The following is a 26,058-nucleotide window of genomic DNA, read 5'->3' on the forward strand; positions in this document are numbered from 1 at the left end:
CGTGGATCCCGCAATGCTCGCCGGTTCGATTCTCGTTCTTGGCATCGCTTTTCTCATTCTCATCGGCGCTCCTATCGCCGTCGCTATCGGATTGCCGTCGGTGATTGCGCTGATCGCTGTGCTCGATGCCGACTCCGCTGTGTTCGTTGCGGCGCAGCGAATGTTTACGGGTTCGAGTTCGTTCACGTTGCTCGCAATCCCGTTCTTCGTTCTCGCCGGCAACCTTATGAATAGTGGCGGCATTGCCACGCGCCTGATCGATGCGGCAAAAGTTCTCGTGGGCCGTTTGCCGGGCTCCCTCGCACACACGAATGTGGTCGCGAATGCGCTTTTCGGTTCGGTTTCGGGGGCCGCCGTGGCGTCGGCAGCTGCCGTTGGTACGACGATGAATCCTCGTCAGCGCCGCGAAGGGTATGACCCGGCTTTCGCTGCGGCCGTCAATGTGGCCTCTGCACCGTCGGGCATGCTCATCCCGCCGTCGAACACTCTGATCGTGTACTCCCTCGTGTCCTCGACATCAGTCGCCGCGCTATTTGTTGCGGGCTACGGCCCCGGGATCGTGTGGGTGCTCGCGTGCGTCGCAGTCATTCTTCTTGCCGCGCGGCGACGCACCGAATTGCGCGGCGCCCAAGAACGCGTTCCTTTTGCGGTGGCCTGTATGACGCTTGTGAGGGCCCTGCCGGCGATTCTGATGATCGTGATTGTCGTGGGCGGTTTGCTTGCCGGCATTTTCACGGCAACAGAGTCTGCGGTGATCGCGGTCGCTTACTGTTTCGTGCTCGGCCTCATTTACCGGGAGCTACACCTCAAAGACCTGCCGGGAATCCTTGCGGCCTCGGCCCGCACGACAGCAGTGGTCATGTTGCTCGTTTCGGTTTCCTCTGCGCTCGGCTGGGCGCTCAGCTACGCGACGATCCCCGAGACGGTCGCGCACGCACTGCTATCCCTAGCCGATTCGAAGATTGTCATCTTGCTCATCATGATGACAGTTCTGCTTATCGTCGGTACTTTCATGGATCCTACTCCCGCGATCCTGATCTTCACGCCGATCTTCCTGCCTATCGCTGAAAAGCTTGGCGTGGATCCGATCCACTTCGGTCTCATGATCACGTACAACCTGTGCATCGGCACGATCACGCCGCCCGTAGGCAATGTGCTGTTCGTGGGTTCGAAAGTGGGTGGGGTGCGCGTAGAACCCGTCATCAAGGCGCTCGTGCCGTTCTTTATCGCGCTCATGATCGGGCTTTTGCTCGTCATGTTCATCCCGCAGATCACGTTGTTCCTGCCGGGCGTGTTCGGAGTTCTCACCTAGCGAGTGCGCGCACTCACTACTCGGTATCGCGGGGCGCCCACCGTGCAATTTGCGCGGCGAGGTGCCCCGCGCCGTATCCGTTGTCGATGTTGACGACCCCGATGCCGGGCGCACACGCTGAAAGCATCGTGAGGGCTGCGCTGATGCCTCCTGCGGCAACGCCGTAGCCCACGGACGTGGGCAGCGCGACGACGGGGCACGCGACCTGGCCGGCGATCACGGTGGGAAGTGCTCCGTCCATGCCCGCAACGGCGATGATGCACGCCGATTCACGCAGCTCAGGCAAGCGTTCAAGGAGCCGGTGTAGGCCCGCGATCCCAATATCGGGAATGAGCCGCGTGGGCCGGCCCAGGTAGCGTGCGGTCAGCTCCGCCTCGCGCGCGACGGGGAGGTCACTCGTGCCGGCGCATGCGATGGTCACGAGCCCGCCGGTGGGGGTCGGTTCCGACGCCGGCCACGCCCCTATCGACGCTTCTTCGTCAAAGAAGAAGCCCGGCAATTCTTCGCCGAGTTCGGCGGCTTTATCGGTGTCGAGGCGGGTGAACAGGGTGGCAAGCGTGGGCGCCGTACCCGTGTCGCGTGCACGCTGCCGGATCGCGCGGGCAATGCGCACGAGCTGATCGGTGCTTTTCGCGTCGCACAGAATCGCCTCGGGTGCGCCGCGCCGGCTAGCGCGGTCAAAATCGAGGTTAGCGATGCTGGCGAGGGAGGCGTCGGCCCCCTTGTGCGCGCTCATAGCGTTCCCTTCGCGTTCATGATGCTGAGGGTAAACGCGCCCGACTGGAGACCGTCGAGGTCGAGACTCACGTAGGCGAATCCTGCTGCTTTACCGGCGGCGACCAGGGCGGCCCGCACCTCCGGTTCCACGGCGCGGGCGAGCTCGTTTCGCGGCAATTCGAGGCGGGCGACGCGGCCGTGGTGGCGCGCGCGGCAATCGCTGAAGCCGAGGTCGAAAACGGCATCCTCGAGGTCCTCGACCTGGCGGAGTTTTGCGGGTGTGACCTCCTCGCCGTGCGGGATACGCGAGGCGAGGCACGGCGCGGCTGGTTTCTCAGCAACGGGGACGCCGAGGGCACGCGCAATTTCTCGCACGTCGCTTTTGGTGAGGCCGGCGCTCGCGAGGGGCCTGAGCACCGCATGGTTCGTTGCGGCGCTGGCGCCTGGACGGTCGGGCCGTTTAGCGTCGTCGGCGTTTTCGCCGTAGGCCACGGCGTCGAGGCGAAGCTCATCAAGGAGCTCGCTATCGATCCGCGTGAACAGTTCGTCCTTGCAGAAGAAGCACCGGTCCACGCCGTTCGCCACGTACTCGGGGCGCTCTCCCTCGTGCGTCTCTATCTCGTGAACGCGCACGCCGATCGTTTTTGCGACCTCGTGCGCGATCCGGCGCTCGCGCCGCGCAAGCGAGGGCGAGACGCCGAGGAGTGCCACGACTCGATCGGGCCCGAGGGCGCGCAGTGCGAGCGCGGCGAGGGTCGCGGAGTCGACTCCCCCGGAATAGGCGATACCGACGCGCTCATGCTGGGCGAGCTCGCCCATGGCAGCGTCGGCCCGCGCGGCGAGGTCTCCGGTCAGCTGAGGCACGCTTGTGAGCGGTGTGCTCACAGCGGCTGCCGTTCGCTCGCGAGGCGGTGCAGAACTTCACCCGCGTGGTCCACGACGAGGGTGTCGGGATCATTACGCAGCGCCTCAAGGTCGAGAGAGGCGGGATCCACGTACTCAACGTTGTATTCCGCGCACACGTCGGGAGAAATCTGCGTGGCAAACGCGCGGCGCACGCGGTTCTTCTCCTCGCCGGTCTCGGGGTCGTACGTGCCAAGGCCCGTGACGTGCGTCGAGTGGGCGAGTTCGCCCCACGGGTGGTTCTTGAAGCGGTCCCACTGCTTCGTGAAGTACTCGATGTTGTGGTAGCCGATGTCGCGAAGGCCCGGATGCATGGCGGCAACCTCGGTGATGTGCGGGGCGTAGATGATGACCTGGCCACCGTCGGCACACACCGGCTCGAGCTTGTAGAAGCCCTTCGCGCCCGTCCAGATGTCCTCGTACATCTCCGGCATGATCGCGACGATCCGCTTGTAGGGCGCCTCAACGTAGCGGATGTGCGTGTGAGCCGAAATCTGCGCGCACGCGGCCCAGGCGCTCTCGGGGCTGCCGAAGCTCATCGCGTGGAGGTCACTGCTCGCCGAGCGCACGACCATCGCGAGGCAGTATTTGGTCGTCTCGATGCGTGCACTTGCCGCGTCGATGAGCTCTCGCACGGGCGTGATGCCAAGCGCACCGATGATGCGGCTCGCCGTGATGAGCGCCCCCACCCAGTGCGAGATGTCGATGACGTCGTGCACGGAGCAGCCGGGGAAGAAGTACTTATTGCCGCCAGAGAATCCCACGACTTCGTGGGGGAACACGGGGCCGACGATAAGGTTGACGTCCGCTTCGACGACGTGGCGATTGATGTTCACGCGCATGGGAACATCCGTGAGAAGCCCGCCCGTGAGCTCGGCGATCGTGTCGGCACCGATCTCACCGAGGTCGGCGATCTCCTCGTCGTTGTCCCATTCGTGGTTGCGGATCTCGAACGCGGGGTACGCGTCTTTAAGCTTTCCAGGCTCGGCGCCGAGCATCCGCTCGATGCTCTCTTCGCTCATCGCGGCGTGCGTGCCGAGCGCAATGAGCACCGTGATGTGCGAAGCGCGGTTCGTGAGCGCGTTGTGAACGGCGGGCATCACGCGAGGAAGCGGCACGGAGCGGGTGCCGTCGGGAATGATCACGCACACGCGCTTGCCATCGAGATCGGCTGTCGCGAGTTGCTCGGCGACAAATCTCGAAATCTGCTCGTCGGTGAGCGTCTCGTCGGGGCCGCCGATGCGAGCGGCGGCGCTCACCAAAGATGCGGGAATGGGCTTCACGTGATCAACTCGTTCGCTCATATTGCCCATTATCGCGCGGATTACAATCGGTTGCCATGGGACATAGCGACGACCTCCACATTGATTCCCCCTCCGGCTCGATCGCATGGATCGACGCAACCGCAGGCATCGCGGGCGACATGCTGCTTGGAGCCCTCATCGATGCGGGAGCGGACCTCGAGCGCGTCCAATCCGTGCTCGATGCCCTCATCCCCGGCTCCGTAAAGCTCACGAAACGAACCGTTGACCGCTGCGGGCAGCGAAGCCTCAAAGTAGACGTCGAACTGCTCGTCGAAAACCCGCCGCACCGCACGTGGACCTCGATCCGCGACATGCTCGAGAGTGCACGAGGGGCAGTCCACGAACGCACGATCGACCTCGGTCTGCGCGTCTTTGGCATGCTCGCCAAAGCGGAGGGCCGCGCTCACGGCATCGATCCCGAGGATGTCCACTTCCACGAGGTCGGCGCACTCGATTCGATCGCCGACGTCATCGGCGCATGCGAGGCGTGGCGCCAACTCGGGATCGGTGAGGCAACGGGCAGCACGATCGCCGTCGGCTCGGGCCGCATCCGCGCCGCTCACGGTGATATTCCGGTGCCGGTTCCCGCAACGGCTTACCTCGCCGAGGGGTGGCCGACGGTCGCCGGCGACCTTTTGCCTCCCCGCCCGCACGGTCACGACCACGGCCATGCCCACTCGCACCCTCATGCGCACGATCACGAGCACGGTCACCAGCACGATCACGAACACCCGCTGCCCGAGCACGCCGCGGGCGGCCCACACGCGGCGGCCGCGCCCCCGTCAGGCGTCGCCCCAGGCATCGGCGAACTCGCAACCCCCACGGGCGTTGCCCTCATGCGCGGCCTCGCGACGAGCTACGGCCCCATGCCGGGCATGGTGACGCGCGCCGTCGGCATCGGCGCCGGCACAAAAGACACGCCGGGACGCCCCAACGTCGTGCGCATCTTTCTCGGGGAAAGCTATCCGCATGCGTGACGCCCACGAGACGCCCACGCGAGTCATCCAGCTCGAAGCCAACGTCGACGACGCCGATCCCCGCCTGTGGCCCGGCATCATCGACTCGATGCTCGAGGCCGGCGCGCTCGACTGCTGGCTCACGCCCATCATCATGAAGCACGGCCGCCCCGCCGTGACCGTTCACGCGCTCGCCCGCGAGGGTGAGGAGATTCGCCTCGCCGACCTCCTCCTCGACCTCACCGGCTCACTCGGCGTGCGGTACGCCCCGCTCGACCGGCGCATTCGTACGCGCAGGTTTGAGAAAGTCGAGATTGAGGGCGTGGAGGTGGCCGTCAAGGTGTCGGTGCGGTCCGACGGTTCCGTGGCCACCGTCGGACCTGAATTTCGTGATGTGCAGACCCTCGCCCGCCAACTTGGCGTCACCGAGCGTGAAGCGTTGCGGCGCGCCCGGGAGGCCATCGACTCTTAAACGGCGCCCTCGAGGGAACACGCGACGCCGTTAAAGCCGTGATTGCAGTAGCCGGCTGGGTTTTTCGCGAGGTACTGCTGGTGCTCGGGCTCGGCGTAGTAGTAGGTGCCGGCACCCGCCTCGCTCAGCGGCGCTACCACGGTGGAGATGGTGCCGCGATCGGCGGCGGTGAGTGCTTCCTGGTACGCATCGAGGGAGGAGCGAACGATGCGCTCTTGCGCCGGATCAGTCCAGAAGATTGCGCTTCGGTACTGCGTTCCGATGTCGTTGCCCTGGCGGTTTTCGGTCGTCGGGTCGTGCTGCTGCCAGAACTCGGTGAGCACACGCAGGAGCGCATGCTCATCCTCGTAGATCACCTTCACGGCTTCGGCGTGACCGGTCTTTGCCGAACACACCTCTTCGTAGGTGGGGTGGGGCGTGTATCCACCGGCATACACGGCCGCGGTCGTCCACACGCCCGGGATCTGCCACATGATGCGTTCGATACCCCAGAAGCAGCCACCGGCGAGGAGCAGTTCGCCAGATCCTTCCGGCGCCCCCTCACCAAGCATGTCGGTGCCGAGTACGAGGTGGTCACGCGAGAGCGGAAAGGGGTAGTCATCGCGACCTGCGAGCGCGTCCTCGGGTTTCACCATGATCTTTTTGTGCGCGTTCATGATCTCGAGAAATGGAATCATGGGATGAACCTACGCGCCGGGGCTGGAGGGGTCGTGTGCGAAGGCGCAAAAATACCTTAGAGGAGCACGATCACTTGAGCAAACAGAATCTTGGCGATCATCCCAGCGGCGAACATTGCCGAATAGCCAGGGTCGGTTCGCTCGTCGTTCACGAACGATTTCACGTGATTGAGCAACACCGGTTGGCCCACGTAACCTGCGACGGCACCCGCGGTTCGGGCCGCGCTGAGACCGAGTGCGGCCCCCACTCCCCACAGGGCGAGCAGTGCAATGCCGAGGGTCAGCAAGGTCGCGATCCCCACGAGGACACCCGTCACGGAGAACGCGGTTCCGGCGAAGGCATGGCCGCTTTTGAGTCCGACGGATGCCAGGAACATAAAGAGACCAAATTGCCTAATGGTGAGGTTTGCACTCGTGGGTAGAGTCCACACGATCGGGCCTGTGCGACCCATATATCCGAGAATGAGCCCTACGACGAGCGGGCCCGCCGCACTCCCAAGCGCAAGCTTTGCCCCGCCGATAGAGAGCGACACGAAGCCCACGATGATGCCGAGGGCAACTCCGAGCCCGAGGCTCAAGAAATCAACCTCGGTGATGCGAGTTTCGGAGTCACCGAAAAACTCCGTGAGTTCTTTGCGTCGATCGTGCGGCATGACGACGCGCACCCGGTCGCCGAGCTGAAGGGTCATTTCGGCGTGGGCGAGCATATCCGTATCGCCGCGGCGCACGCGAGTGATGATCGAGTCGAAACGCGTGGGCACGTGAAGATCGGCAACCGTGCGACCAGCGAGCTGCGGGTTCGAGACGATGAACCGGCGGAAGTTGACCTTCGTACGGTCGTTCGCGAGGTGGGTATCGCTTTCGCGCCCGAGGAGCGTTGCGGCCTCGTGGACTGCGGCGGGTACGCCGACCATGAGGACCCGGTCCCCCGCGTGCAAAGATTCCGAAGGGTGAGCAACGCGAATCTCGTCGCCGCGCTGCAGGTAAGAAATCCGGAGGTCGCCGCCGGCCTTGCCCGGCAGTGAGGCAATTCCGGGGATCTTGCTGATCTTCATCGTGCGCTCGACCTCGACGGTGATGTCGAGAAGGTCCGTTGCGGACACTGACGACGGATCGTTTTTCCCGCTCATTTTCGAGCGCGTGATCGGCGGAATGATGAGCATGCCGAGAACGACGGCTAGCGGATACGCGATCGCGAAGCCCACCGCGGGAGCGGTCTCCCCCGGCACGATCGCACTCGCGCTACTGAGCGCCGGCGTCGCCGCTCCGGAACCGGCGAACATACCGGCTGCCATCGGACCGCCAAAACCGAAAAGGTAACCCGCCGCAATCGACAGTGCCGCTTGGACCCCGAGGAGCAGCACCCCACCCACGAGCAGTGACCCTTGTGCCCTGAGCTGCCTGAAGAACGATGCGCCTGAGGCGATACCGATCGTGTACACGAAGAGCGCCAAGCCGAGCGACTCCACGAGTTCGAGGTCGCTACCGAGACGCGGGTCGAGGGCACCGATCGCGAGACCGACAAACAGTGCGCCGGCCGGCCCAAATTTAAGGGGGCCGAAAGGGATTGCGCCGACCAGGGTGCCGAGTGCCATCGTCACGATGAGGGTCAGCAGCGGGGAGCTCACGAGCAGGTCGATCATATTTCCCACAATAGGCACTGGTGGCCGTGTGCGCCCGCTCTTGCCCTTCTCCCCCACCCTCAAGGTGTAGACAACCACGTTATCCAGCCTGATTCGGTGGTGTCTTTGCGGTTTTCTTCACCTTCGGTTGCGCACATGCGTGCACGTGCACGGTCCGACGGTTGCCTGGGTAGCGTCGCGGAGCCGGATGCGCTCATGACGCGCCAGGGGGCCGCGGCGTCGGCGAACTGCTGGCCGATCGCCAACTGCGCCATCACATCAACGATCATGATGCTGGTGCCTCCTCGGCCAGCGGCAGCGCGACATCAAGGATGTCATCGGCGGTGACCTCCCTCAGGAACACCGCAGCCGGGCGGTGGCTTCGGTCCAGGACAATGATGGTCGGGATGACCGAGGTCGACACCCCACCCAGGGCCGCAGCAATACGAAACGGCGGATCGTAGATCGAGGGATAGGTCACCGCGATGGCGGCTCTGCGGGGGGGGGTGCTCGGTATGGATTAGATCTCCTTATTCCGGGGCGGTGGGGAAGAAGACGGTGTTCTGGTCATCCCGGAAGACCACAACACCGAGGAAAGTCATCGTGCTACCAGGCGGGTGGTCTGTAGCGACTCTGCCCACCTCGGCATTCAACCCTGCTGTGGGGGTTACTCGTAGCGAAGCGAGCTGAACATCCCGGTTTCCATGTGATAGGCGTTATGGCAGTGAAATGCCCACTCACCGGAGTTGTCAGCGATCAGGTCGGCGATCATGGTTTCACCGTGGCGAAGAAGGACGGTGTCCTTCCGTAGCCCGCCGTTGCCGGGCAGCGCCCACGTGTGGCCGTGGATGTGCATGGGATGGGGCATCATGGTCCTGTTGCGCATGACCATCCGCAGGCGCTGGCCCTCCTGCACGGTCGCGGGGGAGGATTGGCCGTCGGTGAGAATACTCCATTCATACGGCATCATCTGCCCGCCCAGGTCGATACCGACTTCTCGGTCTGGTGTGCCCTCGGGCAGGAGTGCACGGTCTGCTGGCTTCAGGGAGGACAGAAGCAGTCCGGTGGACGACAACTCGGGGAAATCGACATCCGGGCGGGGGGCCTGGCCGCCGGCGGTGCGGATGACGGCGAAGGCGCGGTCGTCCTTACCCACCGCCAAAGCCGTGAGCGGGAAGATGCCGTCGCCGAGGATGACCTCGACGTCGACACGCTCGCCCATCGACAGGTAGATCGATTCGGTCTCCCAGGGCTGGACAGGGAAGCCGTCGGTGTGGGTGACGGTCATGCGGTGACCACCGAGGGCCACCTTGAAGATGGTGTCACCGCCGGAGTTGATAAACCGCAGGCGGGCCTTGTCGCCCGGGCGAGCCTCGAAGGTCCGGTGAGCACGGGGGATACGTCCGTTGATGAGGTAGTGCGGATACATCACATCGCCGACATCCCCGCCCAGTACCCGGTCCGGGGTACCGTGCATCATCTGGCCGTGACCTCCCATTCCCATCCTCCCGTTATGGTCGCCCGAACCCATTCCGGTGAGCTTGTCGAGTTCATCGTCGGGAGTGCCCTGAATGCCATCGACCCAGTCATCGAGCACGATGGTCCACTCGACGTCCTGGTCCTCAGCGTCTTGCGGGTCACGGATGATCAGTGGGGCGTGGAGGCCGCGATCAAGCTGCAGGCCGGTGTGGGAATGGTAGAAGTAGGTGCCACCGTGAGGGACTTCAAAAACATAGGAGAAAGACTCGCCAGGTTCAATGGGGTCCTGGGTCATGCCGGGCACACCGTCGGCTGCGTTGTGGAGCGCGATGCCATGCCAGTGGATGGAGGTGCTCTCAGGCAGTTCATTGGTGATATCGACCTGGAGGACGTCGCCGGTGGTGGCCTCAATGGCCGCATCCCCAGTGTCAGAGACGTATCCCCACGTCTTGGCTTCGATGCCGCCGATATCCAGGGAGAGGGGCCGGGCGGTCAGTGTCCGGCGCACCGTCGGCTCACCGAGCGCAGTGGGGGTGGGAGTGGGGCGAAGGGAGGGACCTGGTGCCGAGGCGGCGGGTCCAGGGTCGCTGGTGCAGGCGGTCACGGTCCCGGTGCCGGCAAGGACGAGCCCGCCGAGCAGAACCTGTCGTCGGGAAAACGCGTTCGTCATAATTTAACCGTCCTTGGTACAAGATTTCAGTGACATCGGAGACAAGCGCAGGTGAGGACCCTGCTGAGCCATCACGTCAGGCGCAGGTCTGTGACACAGGTGGCACCGTCGTCGGTGGTGGAAAACTCCGCGGTGCCGGTACGCCCCTGGTAGCTGACCTCAATCAGGCCGGTGACATCATCGGGAAGCCAGAAGCCAATAAACCCGTTGTCGAAGGTGGTTGTCGTCTCGTCCACCAGCACCTCACCGGTCGCCTCATCGGTGATCGTGACCTGGATATCCTCATTGGCGAGTTCCCCCTGGCAGGTCGTGAGGCTGTGGTAGAAGCAGTCGTGGGTGGAGGTGAGATAGGGTGCGATCGAGACATACGTCTGATTGTCGGGAAGATCGACCACGACCTCCTGGTCATCGCTCGAGAGCAGCAGTTCATCGGCACGCACCGAGGCGATCAGATCCGTGGGACGCTCATTGACCTTCTGCCGGTCGAGATGATCAATGATCTCCACCGCGTCCATGTCGGCCAGGCCATGGGTAGTCAGGAATGTATCCTGGGACACCGTCTCGTTGGCGGTGGGTTCCGGGTCGGCGGCCGAACACCCCGCGAGGACGAGGGCAAGGGCGACGGTTGCGATCGCTGCTCGTTTTTTCACGTCAATCTCCTTGGATCGTGGTAAGACCGTGAGAAGACACCGCCTCAAGGCCGATGCCATACCTTCATCTTGCACGGATGCCTGACGAACTAGAAATCAAAAACCCTGTTCACAGCCTTATAACAGGGCGAAAAGGGGGTGAATTCGGTGGGCTGGGTCACCACCGAGACACCACCCCACAGCCGTGGGCGATGTCCTTCTACCCACCCCGGGTATGCGATGCAGGCAGTGAAATCCCTGGTGGCGCCTGCTGAACCGACCAGGGGAGGCGATGCCGCCGGCCCGGGGTGGGGCACAGGGGTGACGGCGGTCGAAGGGTGATGTTTGAAGATTCGATGAAGATTCCCCGCCGGGCACTGAGCGAGGGTGGCATTCCCTCCTGGCCGGAGCGATGCTGGGGTCTATGGCTGACCGCACACCGACCACCGCCACGCCCCCGAGGCGGGTGCTGGTCGTCGATGATGAACAACCCCTGGCTCAGATGGTGGCCTCCTACCTCATCCGGGCCGGTTTCGATACCCGCCAGGCGCACACCGGCACCCAGGCGGTGGACGAGGCCCGTCGCTTTTCCCCCGATGTTGTGGTGCTGGATCTGGGGCTGCCCGAACTCGACGGTCTGGAGGTGTGTCGACGGATCCGCACCTTCTCGGACTGCTACATCCTCATGCTCACCGCGCGTGGCAGCGAGGACGACAAGATCAGCGGTTTGACCCTGGGGGCGGATGACTACATCACCAAACCTTTTAGTATCCGGGAACTGGTGACCCGGGTGCATGCGGTGCTGCGCCGCCCGCGCACCAGCACCACCCCACCGCAGGTGACCACCCCCTTGATCGTTGGTGACCTCTTCCTTGACCCTGTCGCCCATCGGGTGCAGGTGGGGGAGACGACCGTGGAGCTCACCCGCACGGAGTTCGAGCTGCTGGTTGCCCTGGCCCTGCGCCCCGGCCAGGTGCTGACCCGCCGCGACCTGGTCACCGAGGTCTGGGACACCACGTGGGTCGGTGATGAACGCATCGTCGATGTCCATATCGGCAACTTGCGTCGCAAGCTCGGCACCGACACCCGGGGCCGGGGGTTTATCGACACCGTGCGTGGCGTGGGCTACCGGGTGGGGCAGCCATGAATCACGGGCCCGGCCTGACCTTCCGCTTCCTGACCGCCCAGGTGCTGATCGTGGTGATTAGCCTGCTGGTGGCCGTGACCGTGGCCACGATGGTGGGCCCGACCCTGTTCCATGATCATATGTTGATGACCGGCCCGGAGGACCCCTCGCTGGAGCTGTTCCATGCCGAGCAGGCCTACCGGGACGCCAACCTGATCACCCTGGCCGTCGCCCTGCCCACCGCCTTGATCAGCGCCCTGCTGGCCAGCCTGTGGTTATCGCGTCGCCTGCGCACCCCCCTGCAGGATCTCACCCGCGCCGCTACCAGCCTGACGGCCGGCAACTCCCGTATCCGCGTGCCCGCCGGAGAAGCAGGCCCCGAGGTCGCCACCCTGGCGCATGCCTTCAACACCATGGCCGACCGGCTGGAACACACCGAACAGGTCCGCCGCCAGATGCTCTCTGATCTGGCCCACGAAATGGGCACCCCCTTATCGGTGCTCACGGTCTACCTCGATGGTCTCCAGGACGGGGTCGTGGACTGGAATAATGCCACCCACACGATCATGGCTGACCAACTCACCCGCCTGACCCGGTTGATGGAAGACATCGACGATGTCTCCCGGGCCCAGGAACACCGGATCGATTTGGACCTGGCGGAGGAAGGGCTCGGGGATCTGCTCCATACCGCTGCTGCTGCCGCGGGGGAAGCTTATGCTGACAAAGGCGTCGATTTACAGGTCGAGACCATTACGGACACCGCCCGGGTGCTCGTGGACCGGCAACGCTTCGGCCAGGTGATGAGCAATCTCCTGTCGAACGCGCTACGGCACACCCCGGCCGGCGGGCATGTCCGGATCAGCGTCCACCAGCAGGGGGCGTCCACCGCGCTCATCCACGTCGCCGATGACGGCGAGGGCATCCCACCTGACCAGCTCGGACACATCTTCGAACGCTTCTATCGGGGGGATGCCGCCCGCAGCCGGGACGACGGCGGGGCCGGTATCGGTCTGACCATCTCCAAGGCATTGATCGAGGCCCACGGCGGCACTCTCACCGCCACCTCCCCCGGACCCGGTCGCGGAGCGGTGTTTGCCCTCCGCCTCCCGCTGTCCCCTCCCGACAGTGAGGAGGCTGCGCGGTGACCACACCCTGTCCCGCGTGAGGGCCGTTCCCTCCCCCCCTTGAAAATATACCCCGGGGGGGTATACGCTCGAGAGCAGTATCGCCGCATCCCACCGACCCGTAGGAGCGTTCCCATGATCACCTCCCCGCCCCGCTTCTTGCCGATGGCCTCCCACGGCTGCAGCTGTTGCGGACCTGCCTCACGTGCCGACACCGCCTCCATCTCTGCCGCCAGCGACTCGTCAGCAGGGGGGTCCTCCCCTAGCTACCAGGTCACCGGTGTCGTACCTCCGGAGATGGTTCGCCGGGCCATCGAGGAGGCCGGCTACACCGTCTTATCCTGATCAGTTTTACCCATCATCTCGACCCGACCGGGTTGAGCGGAAGGAACGTCATGAGCACTCCCCACCATTCCAGCGATCACCATGGTGATCACCCCGCTCCGGAAGCAGACCACACCTACCACCCGGATCATGCCAGCCACGAACACCACGCAAATGCCGACACCCACGACCAGGCGATGCCCCACGATCACCCGCACTCCGCCCTGGACGAAGACCACCACGTTCATGGTCACGGCGAACACGCCGGACACAGCACCGCAATGTTTCGGGACCGCTTCTGGTGGTCGCTGCTTCTGTCCATTCCCGTCGTTATTTTCAGCCCCATGGTCGCCCGCCTGCTCGGCTACCACCTCCCGGCATTCCCCGGATCCACCTGGATCACCCCGGTGCTGGGCACGATCATCTTCATCTACGGCGGAACGCCTTTCCTCAAGGGCGGATGGAAAGAACTGAAATCCCGCCAACCCGGGATGATGCTCCTGATCGCCATGGCCATCACCGTGGCGTTTGTCGCCTCCTGGGGCACCACTCTCGGGCTGGGCGGTTTTGACCTGGACTTCTGGTGGGAGCTGGCCCTGCTGGTGACCATCATGCTGCTGGGCCACTGGCTGGAGATGCGCGCTCTCGGGGCCGCGTCCTCCGCACTTGACGCGCTGGCTGCCCTGCTGCCGGATGAGGCCGAGAAAGTCATCGACGGGACCACCCGCACCGTGGCCATCTCCGAGCTGGTCGTCGACGACGTCGTGCTGGTGAGGGCCGGTGCCCGGGTGCCGGCCGACGGAACCATCCTCGACGGAGCCGCCGAATTCGATGAGGCGATGATCACCGGCGAATCCCGTCCCGTCTTCCGCGACACCGGTGACAAGGTGGTCGCCGGTACCGTGGCCACCGACAACACCGTCCGCATCCGGGTGGAGGCTACCGGCGGAGACACCGCCCTGGCCGGGATCCAACGCATGGTTGCCGACGCCCAGGAGTCCTCCTCCCGGGCCCAGGCCCTGGCGGATCGGGCGGCGGCGTTGTTGTTCTGGTTCGCGCTGATCTCCGCTCTGATCACCGCGGTGGTGTGGACCATCATCGGCAGCCCGGACGATGCCGTGGTGCGCACGGTCACGGTGCTGGTCATCGCCTGTCCGCACGCCCTGGGCCTGGCGATTCCGCTGGTCATTGCGATCTCCAGCGAGCGGGCCGCGAAATCCGGGGTGCTCATCAAGGACCGGATGGCGCTCGAGCGGATGCGCACCATCGACGTGGTGCTCTTCGACAAAACCGGCACCCTGACCGAGGGTGCGCACGCGGTCACCGGTGTCGCGGCAGCTGTCGGCGTCACTGAGGGAGAGCTGCTGGCCCTGGCCGCCGCCGCGGAGGCCGACAGCGAGCACCCCGTAGCCCGCGCCATCGTGGCGGCCGCGGCCGCCCATCCCGAGGCCTCCCGTCGGCACATCCGTGCAACTGGTTTCAGCGCCGCCTCCGGCCGGGGGGTCCGGGCCACTGTCGATGGCGCTGAGATCCTCGTGGGCGGGCCGAACATGCTGCGCGAGTTCAACCTCAGCACCCCGGCCGAGCTCACCGACACCACCAGCGCCTGGACCGGGCGTGGGGCCGGTGTGCTCCATATTGTCCGCGACGGTCAGATCATCGGTGCGGTGGCCGTCGAGGACAAGATCCGCCCCGAATCCCGCGCCGCCGTGAAAGCCCTGCAGGACCGCGGGGTGAAGGTCGCGATGATCACCGGCGACGCCCAGCAGGTGGCCCACGCTGTCGGTCAGGACTTAGGCATTGATGAGGTCTTCGCCGAGGTCCTGCCCCAGGACAAAGACGCCAAGGTCACGCAACTGCAGGACCGGGGTTTGAGCGTGGCCATGGTCGGTGACGGTGTCAATGACGCCCCCGCTCTGACCCGCGCGGAGGTCGGTATCGCCATCGGTGCCGGCACGGATGTGGCCATGGAATCTGCCGGGGTGGTCCTCGCTAGTGATGATCCGCGGGCAGTGCTGTCGATGATTGAGCTGTCCCGGGCCAGCTACCGCAAGATGATCCAGAACCTCATCTGGGCCTCTGGCTACAACATCCTCGCCGTGCCGCTGGCCGCCGGAGTGCTCGCCTCGATCGGGTTCGTGCTGTCCCCGGCCGTGGGCGCGATCTTGATGTCTGCCTCGACCATCGTGGTGGCCCTGAACGCCCAGCTGTTGCGCCGCATTGATCTGGATCCGGCTCACCTGGCTCCGACCGAGTCGAAGGAGGAACACACCACGCCTACTCCGGCATCCACCGCCGTCCACTGATCCACCGCTTCTCTCCACTGCCCTCATATGACCCTGAAAGGCTCCACCATGAAGCGCCCCCCTTGTTCTTTCCGCTCTCGCCGCGGCCTTCACCCTGGCGCTGGCCGCCTGCGCTGAGGTCACCGAATCAGGCAACACCGACGCCACCACCTCGGCCACCAGCACTGCGACGACTACCGCTGAGACGACCGAGACCACCACGGCGACGACTGAGGCGGACGGGGAGATCTCCGCCGATCACAACGACGCGGACCTCATGTTTGCCCAGGAGGTTATTCACGCCCAGGGACCGGAGATTGACCGGATGAACGCCATGCTCACTGACCTATGACAGGCCCCCGTCTTTTTCTGATCCCGAGGACAGGAATCTGAAAAAGAGGGATAACCGTAACGATTGCCACCTGCTGCGGGCGATGGGTCGTTGTCACCACAGCGGGTGCACCGGGGTGGATGTTTCTTCTCCCTCTGGTCGCACCACTAAGGAAAGGGGAAAGCTCCTGTGTCCAGGCCCTTGGAGGACTACGCATTATTGTCCGATACTCACACGGCCGCCCTGGTCTGCCGGCAGGGCAGCTTTGATTGGGCGTTGGGTGGTGTCCCCCACCTTAGAGCGAAAATCGTCGCTTGAACTAGAGCAAGAAGCAGGGCAAGGGGGGCGGAAAAGAAACGAGGGCGCTCCCAACGCTAGGAACCGACCACCACGAGCCGGGTCTAGCTGCATGCGCATCGTGAAAACGGTCCCGTCGAAGCGCATGCCTGGCACAATGGGGCGCGTGACAACTTCGCACCCTGAGCCTACAGACGCAAACTCGAGCGCGAACAGCACCACGACAGGCACTACACGCCGACGCGCACGCGCAGCCATCGTCAGCTCATGCACGAGCGAGAACGAGTCTTCTAGTGCAAGTGCAGGCGCACGCGAAGGCAGCATTCCCAGCGCAGCACCCGAACACGGTGGCCGCGACAGCCACCCGCGGTCTCGCACCGACGCCTTCCTCGACGCGGTCCTGGACCCCATGCACCTCGCCCCGCTCGGCCTCGCCCTCGCGGCAACCACACTCTACGGGTGGCTCTCGATGCTCCAGTGGGATTCGTACTTCTTCCCGAGCTGGGATCTGGGCATCTTCGCCGAAGCCGTCAAGGAGTATGCGCACGTCAATGCCCCGATCGTTCCGATCAAGGGCGACAACTTCAATCTCCTCGGCGATCACTTCCACCCCGTTCTCGCGCTCCTTGCACCTCTGTGGTGGTTGTGGCCGTCACCAGCCGTGCTGCTGTGGGCGCAGGCCGCGCTGTTTGGGGCGAGCGTGTACCCACTCACGCGCGTCGCAATGGCGAAACTCGGTCCGCGGCTCGGCATGCTTGCCGGCGCCGGCTACGCGTTCTCCTTCGGGCTTCAAGGTAGCCAGAACGTGCAGTTTCACGAGTATGCGTTCGCCGTTCTCTTCGTGGCATTCGGTCTCGCCGCCTTCCTTGAGAACCGATCGAAGGCAGCGCTCCTGTGGATCGGCGCGCTTGTGTTCGTCAAGGAAGATCTGGGCCTCACCGTGATGATGCTCGGCTTCGCGATGGCGTGGATGTGGCGTACTCCGGGGCTCGAAGCGGGAAGCCCCTCGCAGAGGCTCCGCGCGATGGTTGCGAGGCTAACGTCGGAAAAGAAACCCCGCTACGCGCTGCTGCTTGCCGCGTGGGGCCTCGTGTGGTTTGTCCTCGCCACCTGGGTGATTTTGCCGGCGCTGAGCCCCGCGAGCGCGTACGTGTACACAGAGAATTTTGCGCCGCTCACGCAGGCCTTCACGCCGCTCGTGAAGTGGCAAACGGTGCTCATGTTCGTGGCGTTCATGGGCATTGTGGGGGTCACGAGTCCACTTGCGCTCGGTCTTCTTCCGACGCTTGCCTGGCGGTTCCTCGGTTCCGTCGAGCACTATTGGACCTGGCAGTGGCACTACAACTCGTTCCTCATGCCGATCGCGTTCGCGGCGCTCCTTGCGACCCTCCCGCACGTGCGGGGAGCTGCGCTCACGCATCTGGCTGAGCTGCGCGAACGCCCGCTCGCGCCGCAAAAAGCACAGCTGTGGACGAAACGCCTCGGCGTTGCCCTCTCGATCCTGTCGACCGCGTATCTCGCAACCTCGCTTCCCCTCACGTGGATCGCAACCGGGGCGCTCAACCCGAATTCGGAGTTCGCCAATGCCGCTCGAGAGGGGCAGGCGCATGTGCCCAAGGGCGTGACGATCGCGAGCGACATTCGCTTGATGGCCCCGCTCGTGGCGACGAACGACGTGCAGTGGATGCACGGCGAGACGAAGCGGGCACCAGAATGCGTCGCGGGCGTGTACGGGGCGCGCGAGCAGGAGCAATTCCCGGGCGGCTGGGCCGAGTGGGCAAATGCGAAGTGGCCTGCGAATGCGAGCGCAAAACCTGAACACCTCAACGGCGCATCCGTCATCACGAGCGCGCACGAGCCGTACGAACTCGTGTTTGCGAACTCTTACGTGCAGGTCGCGTGCCAGGGCGGCCCTAGAAGCGAATGAGTCCTAGCGGCGAGTGAGCCCTCGAGGTCCGCGGGCATCGGCGGAGGCAAGCGGCCCCGCGGCGAGCGAGCGAACCGACCAGAGTTTGAGCGGCGAATACTGCTCGGCGAGAAGCGCCGTGCGGATGCCGCGGCCGTAGGCCTCGTTACGCACGCTGCGATTGAGCGAACTGATGTCGCGATCGAGGAGGGCATCAATCGCACCCGCGGCGGCCCAGCGCATCGCGACGACAGAAAGCTCGATGTGCGAGTCAATGAGGGCGTGGCCGACGTTGTGTGCGGAGATGAATCGCAGCCTCGGATTCGACGGATCGGACCCGACGTGGGCGCCGGGAATTTCGTCGGCTGCGAGGCGCGAGCGCCACAGCGGCACGATCACATCACGCGCCCCGCCCACAACGAGCGTGGGAGTCGTGATTGAGCGCCTCGCCGTTTCAAGGTCAAAGCTCTCCCCCGCGAACGGCGGGAACTGTGCGGCGCGACGCGCGTACACGGTGAGCGGGTCGAGCGGCTTGCCGTCGCTAGCCTCGGCGAATCCGAGTTCGGTCGCGGAAATGCGGCCAGCCAGATCGTTTTCATACACGTAGGGCGTGGTGTTGAACCACTCGCGGCCAGTGATGATCTGGTGGATCGATGCCCACGCGAGCTGCCCGCGCCCCTGCACGAGGAGATCGACGAGATCGCGCACCGAATTCACGCCGCCATACTCGTGGACGGCAGCGAGCACAACGCCGGTCTCATCGACGGGGACGACGCGCTGCTCGACGAGCATCCGCACGGCGCGGGCAATCGATTCGGTCGCGTCGAACGTTCCGCGCCAATACAGGTCACGCATGAGTTCGCGAAGGGCGCGCCCGTCGCGCACGCCCGTAAACGGTGAGTCGAGCACCATGGAAAACACGCGCTCCGGGTGACGCAGCGCGAACCGTTGCGCAATGTAGGCACCGTACCCGGTTCCGTACAGCACCACGCGCGGCACTTGCGCGTGGTCGAGCACGGCACGCACATCGTCGAGCACGTTCTCCACACTCATCACGCCAACGGGAAGGTCATTGCCCTGCGCATCCGCGCGGCTCATGCCCACGCCGCGGTGTTCCATCATGATCACGTCGAGGCCCTTTTTGACCATGTCGCGCCGCAGAATCTCGTAAGGGAACACGCTCGCGACGCCGGGGCCGTCGGGAAGCACCATGATCGTGGGCAGGTCGGATTGGTACCCGGCGCGCACGTATCGGAGCGGGAAGAGGCGGCCTTCGGAGTTCTCGAACTCCCGGTAGACGGTCATCACGTCATTGCGGGAGGCGAGAAGCTCGTTTGCCGCTGGGCGGTCGTAGAGGTCCATGCGCCGGTGCTATTTCTTTCCGACGGTTGCCCACAAAAAGGCGTGGACCAGTGCGTTCATGCGTGCCGCTTGCGCATTGGACGCGGCGCCACCGTGCCCGCCTTCGATGTTTTCCCAATACTTGACGGGGGCGCCAAGTTCCTCGAGCGCGGCCGTGAATTTGCGGGCGTGGCCGGGGTGAACGCGGTCGTCGCGGGTCGAGGTGAGCACGAAGGTGGGCGGGTACTCGACGTCGTCGCGCAGCAGGTGGTACGGGCTGAAGGTCTTGATGAAGTCCCAGTCGTCGGTGTCGGGGTCGCCGTATTCGGCCATCCAGCTCGCTCCCGCGAGAAGGTGCGAGTAGCGCTTCATGTCCAAGAGCGGCACCTGGATCACGACGGCGCCGAACAGCTCGGGGTACTGCGTGAGCATGTTGCCGGTGAGCAGGCCGCCGTTGGAGCCGCCGCGCACGGCGAGGTGCTTCGCATCGGTCACACCGCGATCGATGAGGTCGCGCGCCACGCTCGAGAAGTCTTCGTAGACCCTGTGGCGGTTTTCTTTGAGCCCAGCTTGGTGCCATGCAGGCCCGTATTCGCCGCCACCTCGAATGTTCGCGAGCACGTACACGCCACCTCGTTCAATCCATGCCTTGCCTGTCGCGCCGAGGTAGACCGGGGTGAGGGAGATTTCGAAACCGCCGTAGCCATACAGCAGAGTAGGGCGGGGTCCGACGGTGGCCTGGGCTTTCGCGATCTCAAAATACGGGATGCGCGTGCCGTCTGCACTGTCAACGAAGTGCTGGGTAACGGTGACGTCGCTCGCGTCGAAGCGTTCAGGCGTCGTCTTGATCGTCTCGATTTCGCCCGCACCGCTGCCCTCGCGGATCCCGTCGAGGTTTGCCAGGCAGAGGGTTGCGGGCACGTGGAAGTCGTTGCGGGTGATCCACACGTCGTTGTTCTCGTCGGAATCGACGGCGGCCACGTAGAGCGAGCCCGTGAGTTCGGGGTAGAGCTCCTCGCGCTCCCAGCTGCCATCGCCGTTTTGGTAGTGGGCGACCAAGCGATGCTTGACGTCGTCGAGAACGGTCACAACGAGATAGTCCTTGGTGATCGTGAGGCCGTCGAGCGAAGTCGTTGGGGTGGGGTCGAAAAGGACGTCAAAGTCGCGGTTTCCCGCCATAAATGCGTCGAAGTCGCACGCGAGCAGGCTGCCGGCGGCGTATGTGCGGCCTCCGGTCACCCATTCGTTGCGCGGCCTCAGAATCGCGAGGTCACGGTGAAAGCTCACGTCGATGTCGCTTGGGACGTCAACCTTGAGGAGCTGAAACTCGTCGCCTTCGCGAGCCACGGCATACGTGGTCGAGGTGTAGAAGGTGTGCATGACCGTGACCCAGTCGCGTTCGAAGCCGGGGGTCTGGTCGTGGCTTGGGTAGACGAGGATGTCGCTAGGATCGCCCTCGAAAACAAGGGTGGCGTCGGAAAGGGTCGTGCCTCGCTTCCAGATGCGCGCCTGGAGCGGGTGGCCGGAGTTGCTTCGCGTGCCTTCGCCGAAGTCGGTGCCGACCCACACGGTATCGTCGTCGATCCACGCGACGAAGCCGCGCGCTTCGGGCCGCACGAAGCCGCCCTCGCTTTCCGGCACGAAGCTGCGGGTCTCGAGGTCCCATTCGCGCGTGACGTCGGCATCGCTTCCCCCGTGCGAGAGGCTCACGAGGAAGCGGCGATAGGGCGCGCCTTCGGCGGGACGCAGTGCGTGGGCGCCGTGCCACACCCAGTCCTCGCCTTCAGCGACGTTGAGGGCGTCGACATCGATGAGGGTTTCCCACTCGGGGTTCTCGGTGCGGTAGGAGTCGAGGGGCGTGCGGCGCCACACACCGCGCTCATGCTCGGCGTCTGTCCAAAAGTTGTAGAGGAAGTCGCCCCGCTTAGTGACGCCAGGAATCCGATCACTCGCGTCGAGGATCTCGAGGATTTCCGCTTCGAGTTCAGCGGTGAGCGGGTCGGCGTCGAGGTCTTTTTCAGTGCGGGCATTGCGCTCGCGCACCCAGGCAAGCTGTTCGTCACCGGTGATGTCCTCGAGCCACAGATGCGGATCGCTCATGGTGTCTCCTCTTTCCCACTGCGGTGATGTGTTCTGGAGCAAGCCTAGCCGCGCCAGCTCAAATAAGGATGCGCGCCTCAGGTTCGTCCATGGGCTGAGTCCAAAACAGCTCCTCGAAGCGAGTGGCCTGCCGGAACGCTTCGATCGCGCGGGCGCGTTCGGCTTCTCCCGCGGCATCGCACGCTTCTTCGACGAGCTGCACGGCCTCTCGAGAAATCCGTGTAAACGTTTCGTCGGCGTACGCCTCGACCCACGTGCCGTAGGGGTGCCCCTCGAGCGCACCCTGGCTTGCGTCAAGAACGGCAACGCCCGATTCGGCATAGATCCAGTAGCACGGGAGCACGGCCGCGGCGGCAACCGCGTACGTGTCGTAGGTGGCGCTCGCGAGCAGGAAGTTGCTGTAGGCCGCGGTGTGCAGGCTCATCCCGAGTCCTTCGACTCGGTGGGCGGCGAGGATGTCGTTCGTGAAGAGCTCTTCCTGCATCGCCTTTTCTTCGGCGATGGCGCCGACGGCTGACTTCGCCCAGAAGCGAAGCTCATCTGCCCCTGGCGCCTGGCGAGCGATAGCGGTCATCGTCTTTTGGTACGCGACGAGGTACTGGGCATCCTGCTGGATGTAAAACGTAAATTTTTCCGGATCGAGCGTGCCGGCGCCGAGTTCGGCGAGGAACGGCAGGGCGTCGATGCGCGCACGGATGTCTTTGGTTTCCTCCCACATCCGGGCCGTGTGCGGGCCCGCGGGCTCAATGAGTGCCACGCTCACACCCCCTGAACGGTAATGAGATGGTTGGTGGGGCCGTGGCCGCTCTCGGGAGTTTTCGAGATCTCCCATTCCTTCGCGTGAAGAATCGCGCTTTGGAGGAACTCGCGTGCACTTGCCACGACGCCGATGTCAGTCGCGTCAGCACCGCCCGCCACACGCGCGTACTGCGCGGCGATGGCCGACGAGAGGGTGCAGCCGGTGCCGTGCGTATTGCGCGTATTGATCATCTCGCCCGTGAGAACGTCCACGACGTTGCCGAGCTGCACGAACACGTCGACGAGCGCGGATCCGCGAAGATGACCGCCCTTGACGAGAACTGACTTCGGGCCGCGATTGATGAGTTTGAGGCCCTGCTCTTTCATTTCTTCTTCGTCGGTCGCCGGGTCTTCGCCGAGCAACAGCGCGGACTCGGGGATGTTGGGCGTGAGAACGTCGGCGAGCGGGAGGAGGCGATCACGGAGGATCTCCATGGCGTCCTCCCCCATCAGCATGTCGCCCGAGGTCGCCACCATCACGGGGTCCAGCACGATCTTGCCGAAATCGCTGCGGCGCTCCTCGATGACATCCGCGATGACCTCGGCAACCTCGGCGTTAGGAATCATGCCGATCTTCGTGGCATCGACGTAAACGTCGTCAAGCAAAGTCGTGAGCTGCTCGCGCACGAAGGAGGCGGGCGGCGTAAACACGGCGTCCACGCCCTGCGTGTTCTGGGCGGTGAGAGACGTGAGAACGGCGCAGCCGTATGTGCCGAGCGCCGTGAACGTTTTAAGGTCCGCCTGGATGCCGGCGCCGCCGCTCGGGTCACTTCCGGCGATCGTCAGTGCAATGGGTGGGCGCATGGGGTTGTCCTCCTTGAAAACAGCTCGCGTATGAATCGGGCTGAAGAATTTAGAGCGGCTGGTTCATCACGAACTCGCGGCGCAAAAACGTCGCGGAGGTCGCGGGGTCCTCGGATCCGGCGATCGCCGAAACCACGCAGATACCGTCACAGCCCGTGGCTGCGACCTCGCTCGCGTTGCGAATCGAAATACCTCCGATCGCCACCGCCACGATACCGGCCTCGTGTGCACGCGCGGTGAGAGAAGTGAGCTGCTCAAGCCCCACGGCGGGGTCGGTATCGGTCTTCGTCGCGGTGTTCCAGATCGGGCCGATGCCTACGACGTCGGCGCACCCCTCGACAATCACCGCCTCCAGTTGCTCGGCGTTCGAGACGCTCACGCCGATGATCGCCTCGGCGCCGATCAGTTCACGCACCTGGGCGGCGGGCATGTCGCCCTGGCCAACGTGAACGTCGAGACCAAGCTCTCGAGCGGCCTCCACTCGGTCATTGACGATGACCGTAATCTCCCGACCGTGCTGCTCCCCCACCTCACGGGCCACGTCGCGCACCTGGCGCGCGAGCTCGACAAAGGCGTCGTCATCGAGGTCCTTGTCGCGCACCTGGATTACGTGGGCGCCGCCCTCGATCGCTTCGGCAACCTGGGCGGGTACCTTATTGGCGCCGCCCGCCATCGCCGAATCGGTCACGAAGTAGAGCGCCCAATCGGCTTTCGCCGCGCGCTCGCGCGAAGCGGAGGTGTTCACGCCGACGCCTCGCTTACGGTGACGCGCGAGGCGACATCGGCGCCGCTCAGCTCATCGAGCGCATCGATCCACGCAACCGCGAACGAACCGGGATGCTCGGCGCGCTCACCAGCGAGCTGGCCAGCGGCACCGAAGTGCGCGTGGGCCGTGAGCACCGCGAGGGCCTTCGCATCGATGGGGGCGCAGGTGGCGTCGGAAAAACGAGATTCGAGCACGGGCGCGATGCTCACAAAACCGGCCATCGTGGCGCCGAGCGCGCAGCCCGTACCGATCACGCGCGGCATGAGGTCGTGGCCGGACTCGAGCCAGAGCGCGCGGATGTCGCCTTCGCGGTCCCACACGATGAGGTCGCGCTTGCCGGAGACGGCAACGACCGCGCCCGTGCGCTCGGCGAGGGATGCGGCGGCAGGCAGGGCGTCGTCCACCGAATCGGTTGCATCCACGCCACGACCACCCCCGCCGAGGCCCGCGAGCGCGGAAATCTCCGACGCATTGCCGCGGATCGCCGTGGGCGCGAGTTCAAGCAGGCGGTGCGCGAGCGACGTGCGGACCTCGAGCGCACCGATCGCCACGGGATCGAGGACCCACGGCACGCCCGCCTTCACAGCCGCCTCTGCCGCGAGCGGCATCGACTCAACCTGGTGCGGCGCGACCGTGCCGGTGTTAATCAGCACGCCGCTCGCAATCTGGGCGAACGTGGCAGCCTCACCCGGGTGATCGACCATCGCGGGAGCCTGGCCCGTGGCGAGCAACACGTTCGCGGTGACGTTTTGAACGACCGTGTTCGTCAAGCAATGCACGAGCGGTGCGGCCTCGCGCATGGCGTTTACGGTTTTGTCGATGCCGGCGGCGTATGACTGTGTCACGAGTGACATCCCTTCGCAGGTAGGTTTCCAGAGCAGGTTCGACGGGTTTGATCTCAGCCCCTCAGGACCCGCAATCGGGCCCCGGGACACCCCGAGTCACGTCGTACAACCCTATCGCTACCTGGGTCGACACCTTCTGAAAGCCGCCGCAGCCAAGGAGTGTGAGAATAAGAGCGGCGACATGAGACGTTGGCGAAAGGGAAAGGGACGCGCGTGAGCACACCCGATCAGAGCGACCCGGGCCAAGAGAGCCCGCACGAGCCTCGCCTACCCGACTTCTCGACGGGCTCGGCTGGCACGGGCGGCGGAAGGTCCGACGGCTCCGGGGCAAGCGGTGCTTCCGGGTGGGCAGACGATCCTAGCGGGGCCCTCAACGCCCAGGTAGGCGACAGCAGTGAGGAAAGCAGCTCACGCAAAGTGGTCATCGGCATCGTCATTGGCGGTATCGCGCTCATTGCCGCCCTGGGCCTTTTCGTCTCGCAAGTCGCAATGCGAAGCATCGAGAAAGAACCCATCGCCAAAGAAGGCTCGACCGTCGGCGTCAACACTCAGGGCGACCCCAACAACAAGGAAGAGCAGCCCACGCCAGCCGCCCCGAACGAGCCGCCACCCGAAATCTTCACACAGGCCCCCACAACACAGTGCCTCATGTCCTCGAAGCCGACGGTATCGCGCACCCAGAGCGGGAACACAATCAAGGGCGGCGGCCTCGAATACACGGTTCCCAAGAACTGGGACTCGGAGTGGTACCAGAACGAAAACGTGCCGTACCTCTACGACACGGGCGCCTATTCGAAGCAAGTCGAGTCGTTTTGGTACAGCGTCGTCACCGTGGGCCGCATCGAGTGGCAAGACGATGTCGAGGGCCCCTACCCCGGCACCGAGCAGATGGCCATCGCCATGTTCCAGTGCTACGCCACGCACTTCAACGTTGTCGAGCAATTCGGCGACAACCCGAAGATCACGAACTACACGAGCAAATCGACGACCGTCGACGGAAAGCCCGCGTGGATCGTCCAGGCAACCTACGGTTTCGACCCGAAGTCGAAGGGGATACGGCTGCGCACCACAAACGCCTCGATCGTCACCGCGATCGTCGTCGAGACTCCCAAGGGGCCAAGCGCACTCGTCTCCGACGTTGCCGCCGACCACCCCGAACACGTGAAGGGCCTCGAAGAGGCTATCGCCACCCTCAAGGTCACCGAGTAAGCGTCGGACCCGCAACTCCCCGAAAATGACGCCGGCCCGAGCCCCTCACGGGGCCCGGGCC

Annotated in this window: 24 protein-coding genes and 1 riboswitch; of the genes, 9 read left to right on the top strand and 15 right to left on the bottom strand. The window is 64.7% G+C overall.

The genetic code is table 11. The features are described from left to right. Position 1: 1 nt before the first annotated feature. On the top strand, positions 2 to 1,312 hold the full coding sequence (locus tag HMPREF3157_RS03565) for a TRAP transporter large permease (protein ID WP_016663862.1): 1,311 nt from the start codon (positions 2 to 4) through the stop codon (positions 1,310 to 1,312). 16 nt (positions 1,313 to 1,328) lie between these two features. Here the strand turns inward: HMPREF3157_RS03565 and larB are convergent, their stop codons facing one another. The 3 genes from larB to HMPREF3157_RS03580 are packed head-to-tail and all read right to left on the bottom strand — an operon-like array spanning position 1,329 to position 4,245. Then, the gene (gene larB, locus HMPREF3157_RS03570) at positions 1,329 to 2,048 is read right to left on the bottom strand and encodes a nickel pincer cofactor biosynthesis protein LarB (RefSeq protein WP_016663861.1); all 720 of its coding nucleotides are present in this window, start codon (positions 2,046 to 2,048) and stop codon (positions 1,329 to 1,331) included. Next, on the bottom strand, positions 2,045 to 2,914 hold the full coding sequence (gene larE, locus HMPREF3157_RS03575; protein WP_016663860.1) for an ATP-dependent sacrificial sulfur transferase LarE: 870 nt from the start codon (positions 2,912 to 2,914) through the stop codon (positions 2,045 to 2,047). The genes larB and larE overlap by 4 nt, the downstream gene beginning before the upstream one ends. Continuing rightward, the gene (locus HMPREF3157_RS03580) at positions 2,911 to 4,245 is read right to left on the bottom strand and encodes a lactate racemase domain-containing protein (RefSeq protein ID WP_016663859.1); all 1,335 of its coding nucleotides are present in this window, start codon (positions 4,243 to 4,245) and stop codon (positions 2,911 to 2,913) included. Before HMPREF3157_RS03580 ends, larE begins: the two co-directional genes overlap by 4 nt. A 26-nt stretch (positions 4,246 to 4,271) precedes the next feature. Here HMPREF3157_RS03580 and larC (HMPREF3157_RS10880) point away from each other — a divergent pair, with 26 nt between their 5' ends. Together larC (HMPREF3157_RS10880) and larC (HMPREF3157_RS10200) are read left to right on the top strand one after the other, a co-directional pair. Continuing rightward, positions 4,272 to 5,213, top strand: a complete 942-nt coding sequence (larC, locus tag HMPREF3157_RS10880) for a nickel pincer cofactor biosynthesis protein LarC (RefSeq protein ID WP_016663858.1) — start codon at positions 4,272 to 4,274, stop codon at positions 5,211 to 5,213. Next, on the top strand, positions 5,206 to 5,664 hold the full coding sequence (gene larC / locus HMPREF3157_RS10200; protein WP_016663857.1) for a nickel pincer cofactor biosynthesis protein LarC2: 459 nt from the start codon (positions 5,206 to 5,208) through the stop codon (positions 5,662 to 5,664). Before larC (HMPREF3157_RS10880) ends, larC (HMPREF3157_RS10200) begins: the two co-directional genes overlap by 8 nt. Here larC (HMPREF3157_RS10200) and msrA read toward each other — a convergent pair. From msrA to HMPREF3157_RS03615, 6 genes are all read right to left on the bottom strand, one after another. Next, on the bottom strand, positions 5,661 to 6,341 hold the full coding sequence (gene msrA, locus HMPREF3157_RS03590; protein WP_016663856.1) for a peptide-methionine (S)-S-oxide reductase MsrA: 681 nt from the start codon (positions 6,339 to 6,341) through the stop codon (positions 5,661 to 5,663). The genes larC (HMPREF3157_RS10200) and msrA overlap by 4 nt on opposite strands. A 56-nt stretch (positions 6,342 to 6,397) precedes the next feature. Then, positions 6,398 to 7,984: an aspartate:alanine exchanger family transporter gene (locus tag HMPREF3157_RS03595; RefSeq protein ID WP_070435532.1), complete on the bottom strand. Its 1,587-nt coding sequence runs from the start codon at positions 7,982 to 7,984 to the stop codon at positions 6,398 to 6,400. Between the two features lie 59 nt (positions 7,985 to 8,043). Beyond that, positions 8,044 to 8,253, bottom strand: a complete 210-nt coding sequence (locus HMPREF3157_RS03600; protein ID WP_034371919.1) for a hypothetical protein — start codon at positions 8,251 to 8,253, stop codon at positions 8,044 to 8,046. Further along, entirely contained in the window at positions 8,250 to 8,444 is a 195-nt protein-coding gene (locus HMPREF3157_RS03605; protein ID WP_034371916.1) for a TlpA family protein disulfide reductase, read from the bottom strand. The genes HMPREF3157_RS03600 and HMPREF3157_RS03605 overlap by 4 nt, the downstream gene beginning before the upstream one ends. 186 nt (positions 8,445 to 8,630) lie before the next feature. Then, positions 8,631 to 10,112, bottom strand: coding sequence for a multicopper oxidase family protein (locus HMPREF3157_RS03610; RefSeq protein ID WP_034371912.1), 1,482 nt, complete (start codon positions 10,110 to 10,112; stop codon positions 8,631 to 8,633). A gap of 71 nt (positions 10,113 to 10,183) precedes the next feature. Next, complete coding sequence (locus HMPREF3157_RS03615) at positions 10,184 to 10,762, bottom strand: CueP family metal-binding protein (protein ID WP_034371909.1); 579 nt, start codon at positions 10,760 to 10,762, stop codon at positions 10,184 to 10,186. Between the two features lie 403 nt (positions 10,763 to 11,165). On the opposite strand from HMPREF3157_RS03615, the gene HMPREF3157_RS03620 reads away from it, so the two are divergent. From HMPREF3157_RS03620 to HMPREF3157_RS03640, 5 genes are all read left to right on the top strand, one after another. After that, positions 11,166 to 11,888: a response regulator transcription factor gene (locus HMPREF3157_RS03620; RefSeq protein WP_016663850.1), complete on the top strand. Its 723-nt coding sequence runs from the start codon at positions 11,166 to 11,168 to the stop codon at positions 11,886 to 11,888. Further along, positions 11,885 to 13,012: a sensor histidine kinase gene (locus HMPREF3157_RS03625; protein ID WP_070435533.1), complete on the top strand. Its 1,128-nt coding sequence runs from the start codon at positions 11,885 to 11,887 to the stop codon at positions 13,010 to 13,012. Before HMPREF3157_RS03620 ends, HMPREF3157_RS03625 begins: the two co-directional genes overlap by 4 nt. Positions 13,013 to 13,126: 114 nt before the next feature. After that, a complete protein-coding gene (locus HMPREF3157_RS10205; RefSeq protein WP_016663848.1) occupies positions 13,127 to 13,336 on the top strand; it encodes a hypothetical protein in 210 nt (69 codons plus the stop codon). A gap of 50 nt (positions 13,337 to 13,386) precedes the next feature. Next, positions 13,387 to 15,621, top strand: a complete 2,235-nt coding sequence (locus HMPREF3157_RS03635; protein ID WP_083288035.1) for a copper-translocating P-type ATPase — start codon at positions 13,387 to 13,389, stop codon at positions 15,619 to 15,621. Between the two features lie 773 nt (positions 15,622 to 16,394). Next, the gene (locus HMPREF3157_RS03640; RefSeq protein WP_168161678.1) at positions 16,395 to 18,155 is read left to right on the top strand and encodes a DUF2079 domain-containing protein; all 1,761 of its coding nucleotides are present in this window, start codon (positions 16,395 to 16,397) and stop codon (positions 18,153 to 18,155) included. Between the two features lie 3 nt (positions 18,156 to 18,158). Here HMPREF3157_RS03640 and HMPREF3157_RS03645 read toward each other — a convergent pair whose 3' ends face one another. The 6 genes from HMPREF3157_RS03645 to thiM all read right to left on the bottom strand — a co-directional run bounded on the left by HMPREF3157_RS03645 (position 18,159) and on the right by thiM (position 24,797). Next, a complete protein-coding gene (locus HMPREF3157_RS03645) occupies positions 18,159 to 19,496 on the bottom strand; it encodes an alpha/beta hydrolase (protein WP_070435536.1) in 1,338 nt (445 codons plus the stop codon). A 9-nt stretch (positions 19,497 to 19,505) separates the two neighbouring features. Further along, positions 19,506 to 21,575 carry a prolyl oligopeptidase family serine peptidase gene (locus HMPREF3157_RS03650; RefSeq protein ID WP_070435537.1) on the bottom strand — a complete coding sequence of 690 codons (2,070 nt, stop codon included), beginning with the start codon at positions 21,573 to 21,575 and terminating at the stop codon, positions 19,506 to 19,508. Positions 21,576 to 21,633: 58 nt separating this feature from the next. After that, positions 21,634 to 22,332, bottom strand: a complete 699-nt coding sequence (locus HMPREF3157_RS03655; protein WP_168161679.1) for a TenA family protein — start codon at positions 22,330 to 22,332, stop codon at positions 21,634 to 21,636. A 2-nt stretch (positions 22,333 to 22,334) separates the two neighbouring features. Further along, a complete protein-coding gene (gene thiD, locus HMPREF3157_RS03660; protein ID WP_070435538.1) occupies positions 22,335 to 23,177 on the bottom strand; it encodes a bifunctional hydroxymethylpyrimidine kinase/phosphomethylpyrimidine kinase in 843 nt (280 codons plus the stop codon). 49 nt (positions 23,178 to 23,226) lie between these two features. Continuing rightward, positions 23,227 to 23,922: a thiamine phosphate synthase gene (thiE, locus tag HMPREF3157_RS03665; protein ID WP_083288038.1), complete on the bottom strand. Its 696-nt coding sequence runs from the start codon at positions 23,920 to 23,922 to the stop codon at positions 23,227 to 23,229. Next, positions 23,919 to 24,797, bottom strand: coding sequence for a hydroxyethylthiazole kinase (gene thiM, locus HMPREF3157_RS03670; protein WP_168161680.1), 879 nt, complete (start codon positions 24,795 to 24,797; stop codon positions 23,919 to 23,921). The genes thiE and thiM overlap by 4 nt, the downstream gene beginning before the upstream one ends. After that, positions 24,780 to 24,892, bottom strand: a riboswitch (TPP riboswitch). Its footprint overlaps the gene before it by 18 nt. A 109-nt stretch (positions 24,893 to 25,001) precedes the next feature. On the opposite strand from thiM, the gene HMPREF3157_RS03675 reads away from it, so the two are divergent. Next, positions 25,002 to 25,997: a hypothetical protein gene (locus tag HMPREF3157_RS03675; protein WP_016663839.1), complete on the top strand. Its 996-nt coding sequence runs from the start codon at positions 25,002 to 25,004 to the stop codon at positions 25,995 to 25,997. The last annotated feature ends 61 nt before the right edge of the window (positions 25,998 to 26,058 follow it).

Source organism: Dermabacter sp. HMSC06F07 (genome assembly GCF_001807345.1).
Lineage (GTDB): Bacteria > Actinomycetota > Actinomycetes > Actinomycetales > Dermabacteraceae > Dermabacter > Dermabacter hominis.

Excerpts from the sequence above, each read along its gene's own strand:
- larB (WP_016663861.1), bottom strand. The coding sequence starts at position 2,048 with ATGAGCGCGCACAAGGGGGCCGACGCCTCCCTCGCCAGCATCGCTAAC.
- HMPREF3157_RS03580 (WP_016663859.1), bottom strand. The coding sequence starts at position 4,245 with ATGGGCAATATGAGCGAACGAGTTGATCACGTGAAGCCCATTCCCGCA.
- larC (WP_016663858.1), top strand. The coding sequence starts at position 4,272 with ATGGGACATAGCGACGACCTCCACATTGATTCCCCCTCCGGCTCGATC.
- larC (WP_016663857.1), top strand. The coding sequence starts at position 5,206 with ATGCGTGACGCCCACGAGACGCCCACGCGAGTCATCCAGCTCGAAGCC.
- msrA (WP_016663856.1), bottom strand. The coding sequence starts at position 6,341 with ATGATTCCATTTCTCGAGATCATGAACGCGCACAAAAAGATCATGGTG.
- HMPREF3157_RS03595 (WP_070435532.1), bottom strand. The coding sequence starts at position 7,984 with ATGATCGACCTGCTCGTGAGCTCCCCGCTGCTGACCCTCATCGTGACG.
- HMPREF3157_RS03600 (WP_034371919.1), bottom strand. The coding sequence starts at position 8,253 with ATGATCGTTGATGTGATGGCGCAGTTGGCGATCGGCCAGCAGTTCGCC.
- HMPREF3157_RS03610 (WP_034371912.1), bottom strand. The coding sequence starts at position 10,112 with ATGACGAACGCGTTTTCCCGACGACAGGTTCTGCTCGGCGGGCTCGTC.
- HMPREF3157_RS03620 (WP_016663850.1), top strand. The coding sequence starts at position 11,166 with ATGGCTGACCGCACACCGACCACCGCCACGCCCCCGAGGCGGGTGCTG.
- HMPREF3157_RS03625 (WP_070435533.1), top strand. The coding sequence starts at position 11,885 with ATGAATCACGGGCCCGGCCTGACCTTCCGCTTCCTGACCGCCCAGGTG.
- HMPREF3157_RS10205 (WP_016663848.1), top strand. The coding sequence starts at position 13,127 with ATGATCACCTCCCCGCCCCGCTTCTTGCCGATGGCCTCCCACGGCTGC.
- HMPREF3157_RS03635 (WP_083288035.1), top strand. The coding sequence starts at position 13,387 with ATGAGCACTCCCCACCATTCCAGCGATCACCATGGTGATCACCCCGCT.
- HMPREF3157_RS03645 (WP_070435536.1), bottom strand. The coding sequence starts at position 19,496 with ATGGACCTCTACGACCGCCCAGCGGCAAACGAGCTTCTCGCCTCCCGC.
- HMPREF3157_RS03650 (WP_070435537.1), bottom strand. The coding sequence starts at position 21,575 with ATGAGCGATCCGCATCTGTGGCTCGAGGACATCACCGGTGACGAACAG.
- thiD (WP_070435538.1), bottom strand. The coding sequence starts at position 23,177 with ATGCGCCCACCCATTGCACTGACGATCGCCGGAAGTGACCCGAGCGGC.
- thiM (WP_168161680.1), bottom strand. The coding sequence starts at position 24,797 with ATGTCACTCGTGACACAGTCATACGCCGCCGGCATCGACAAAACCGTA.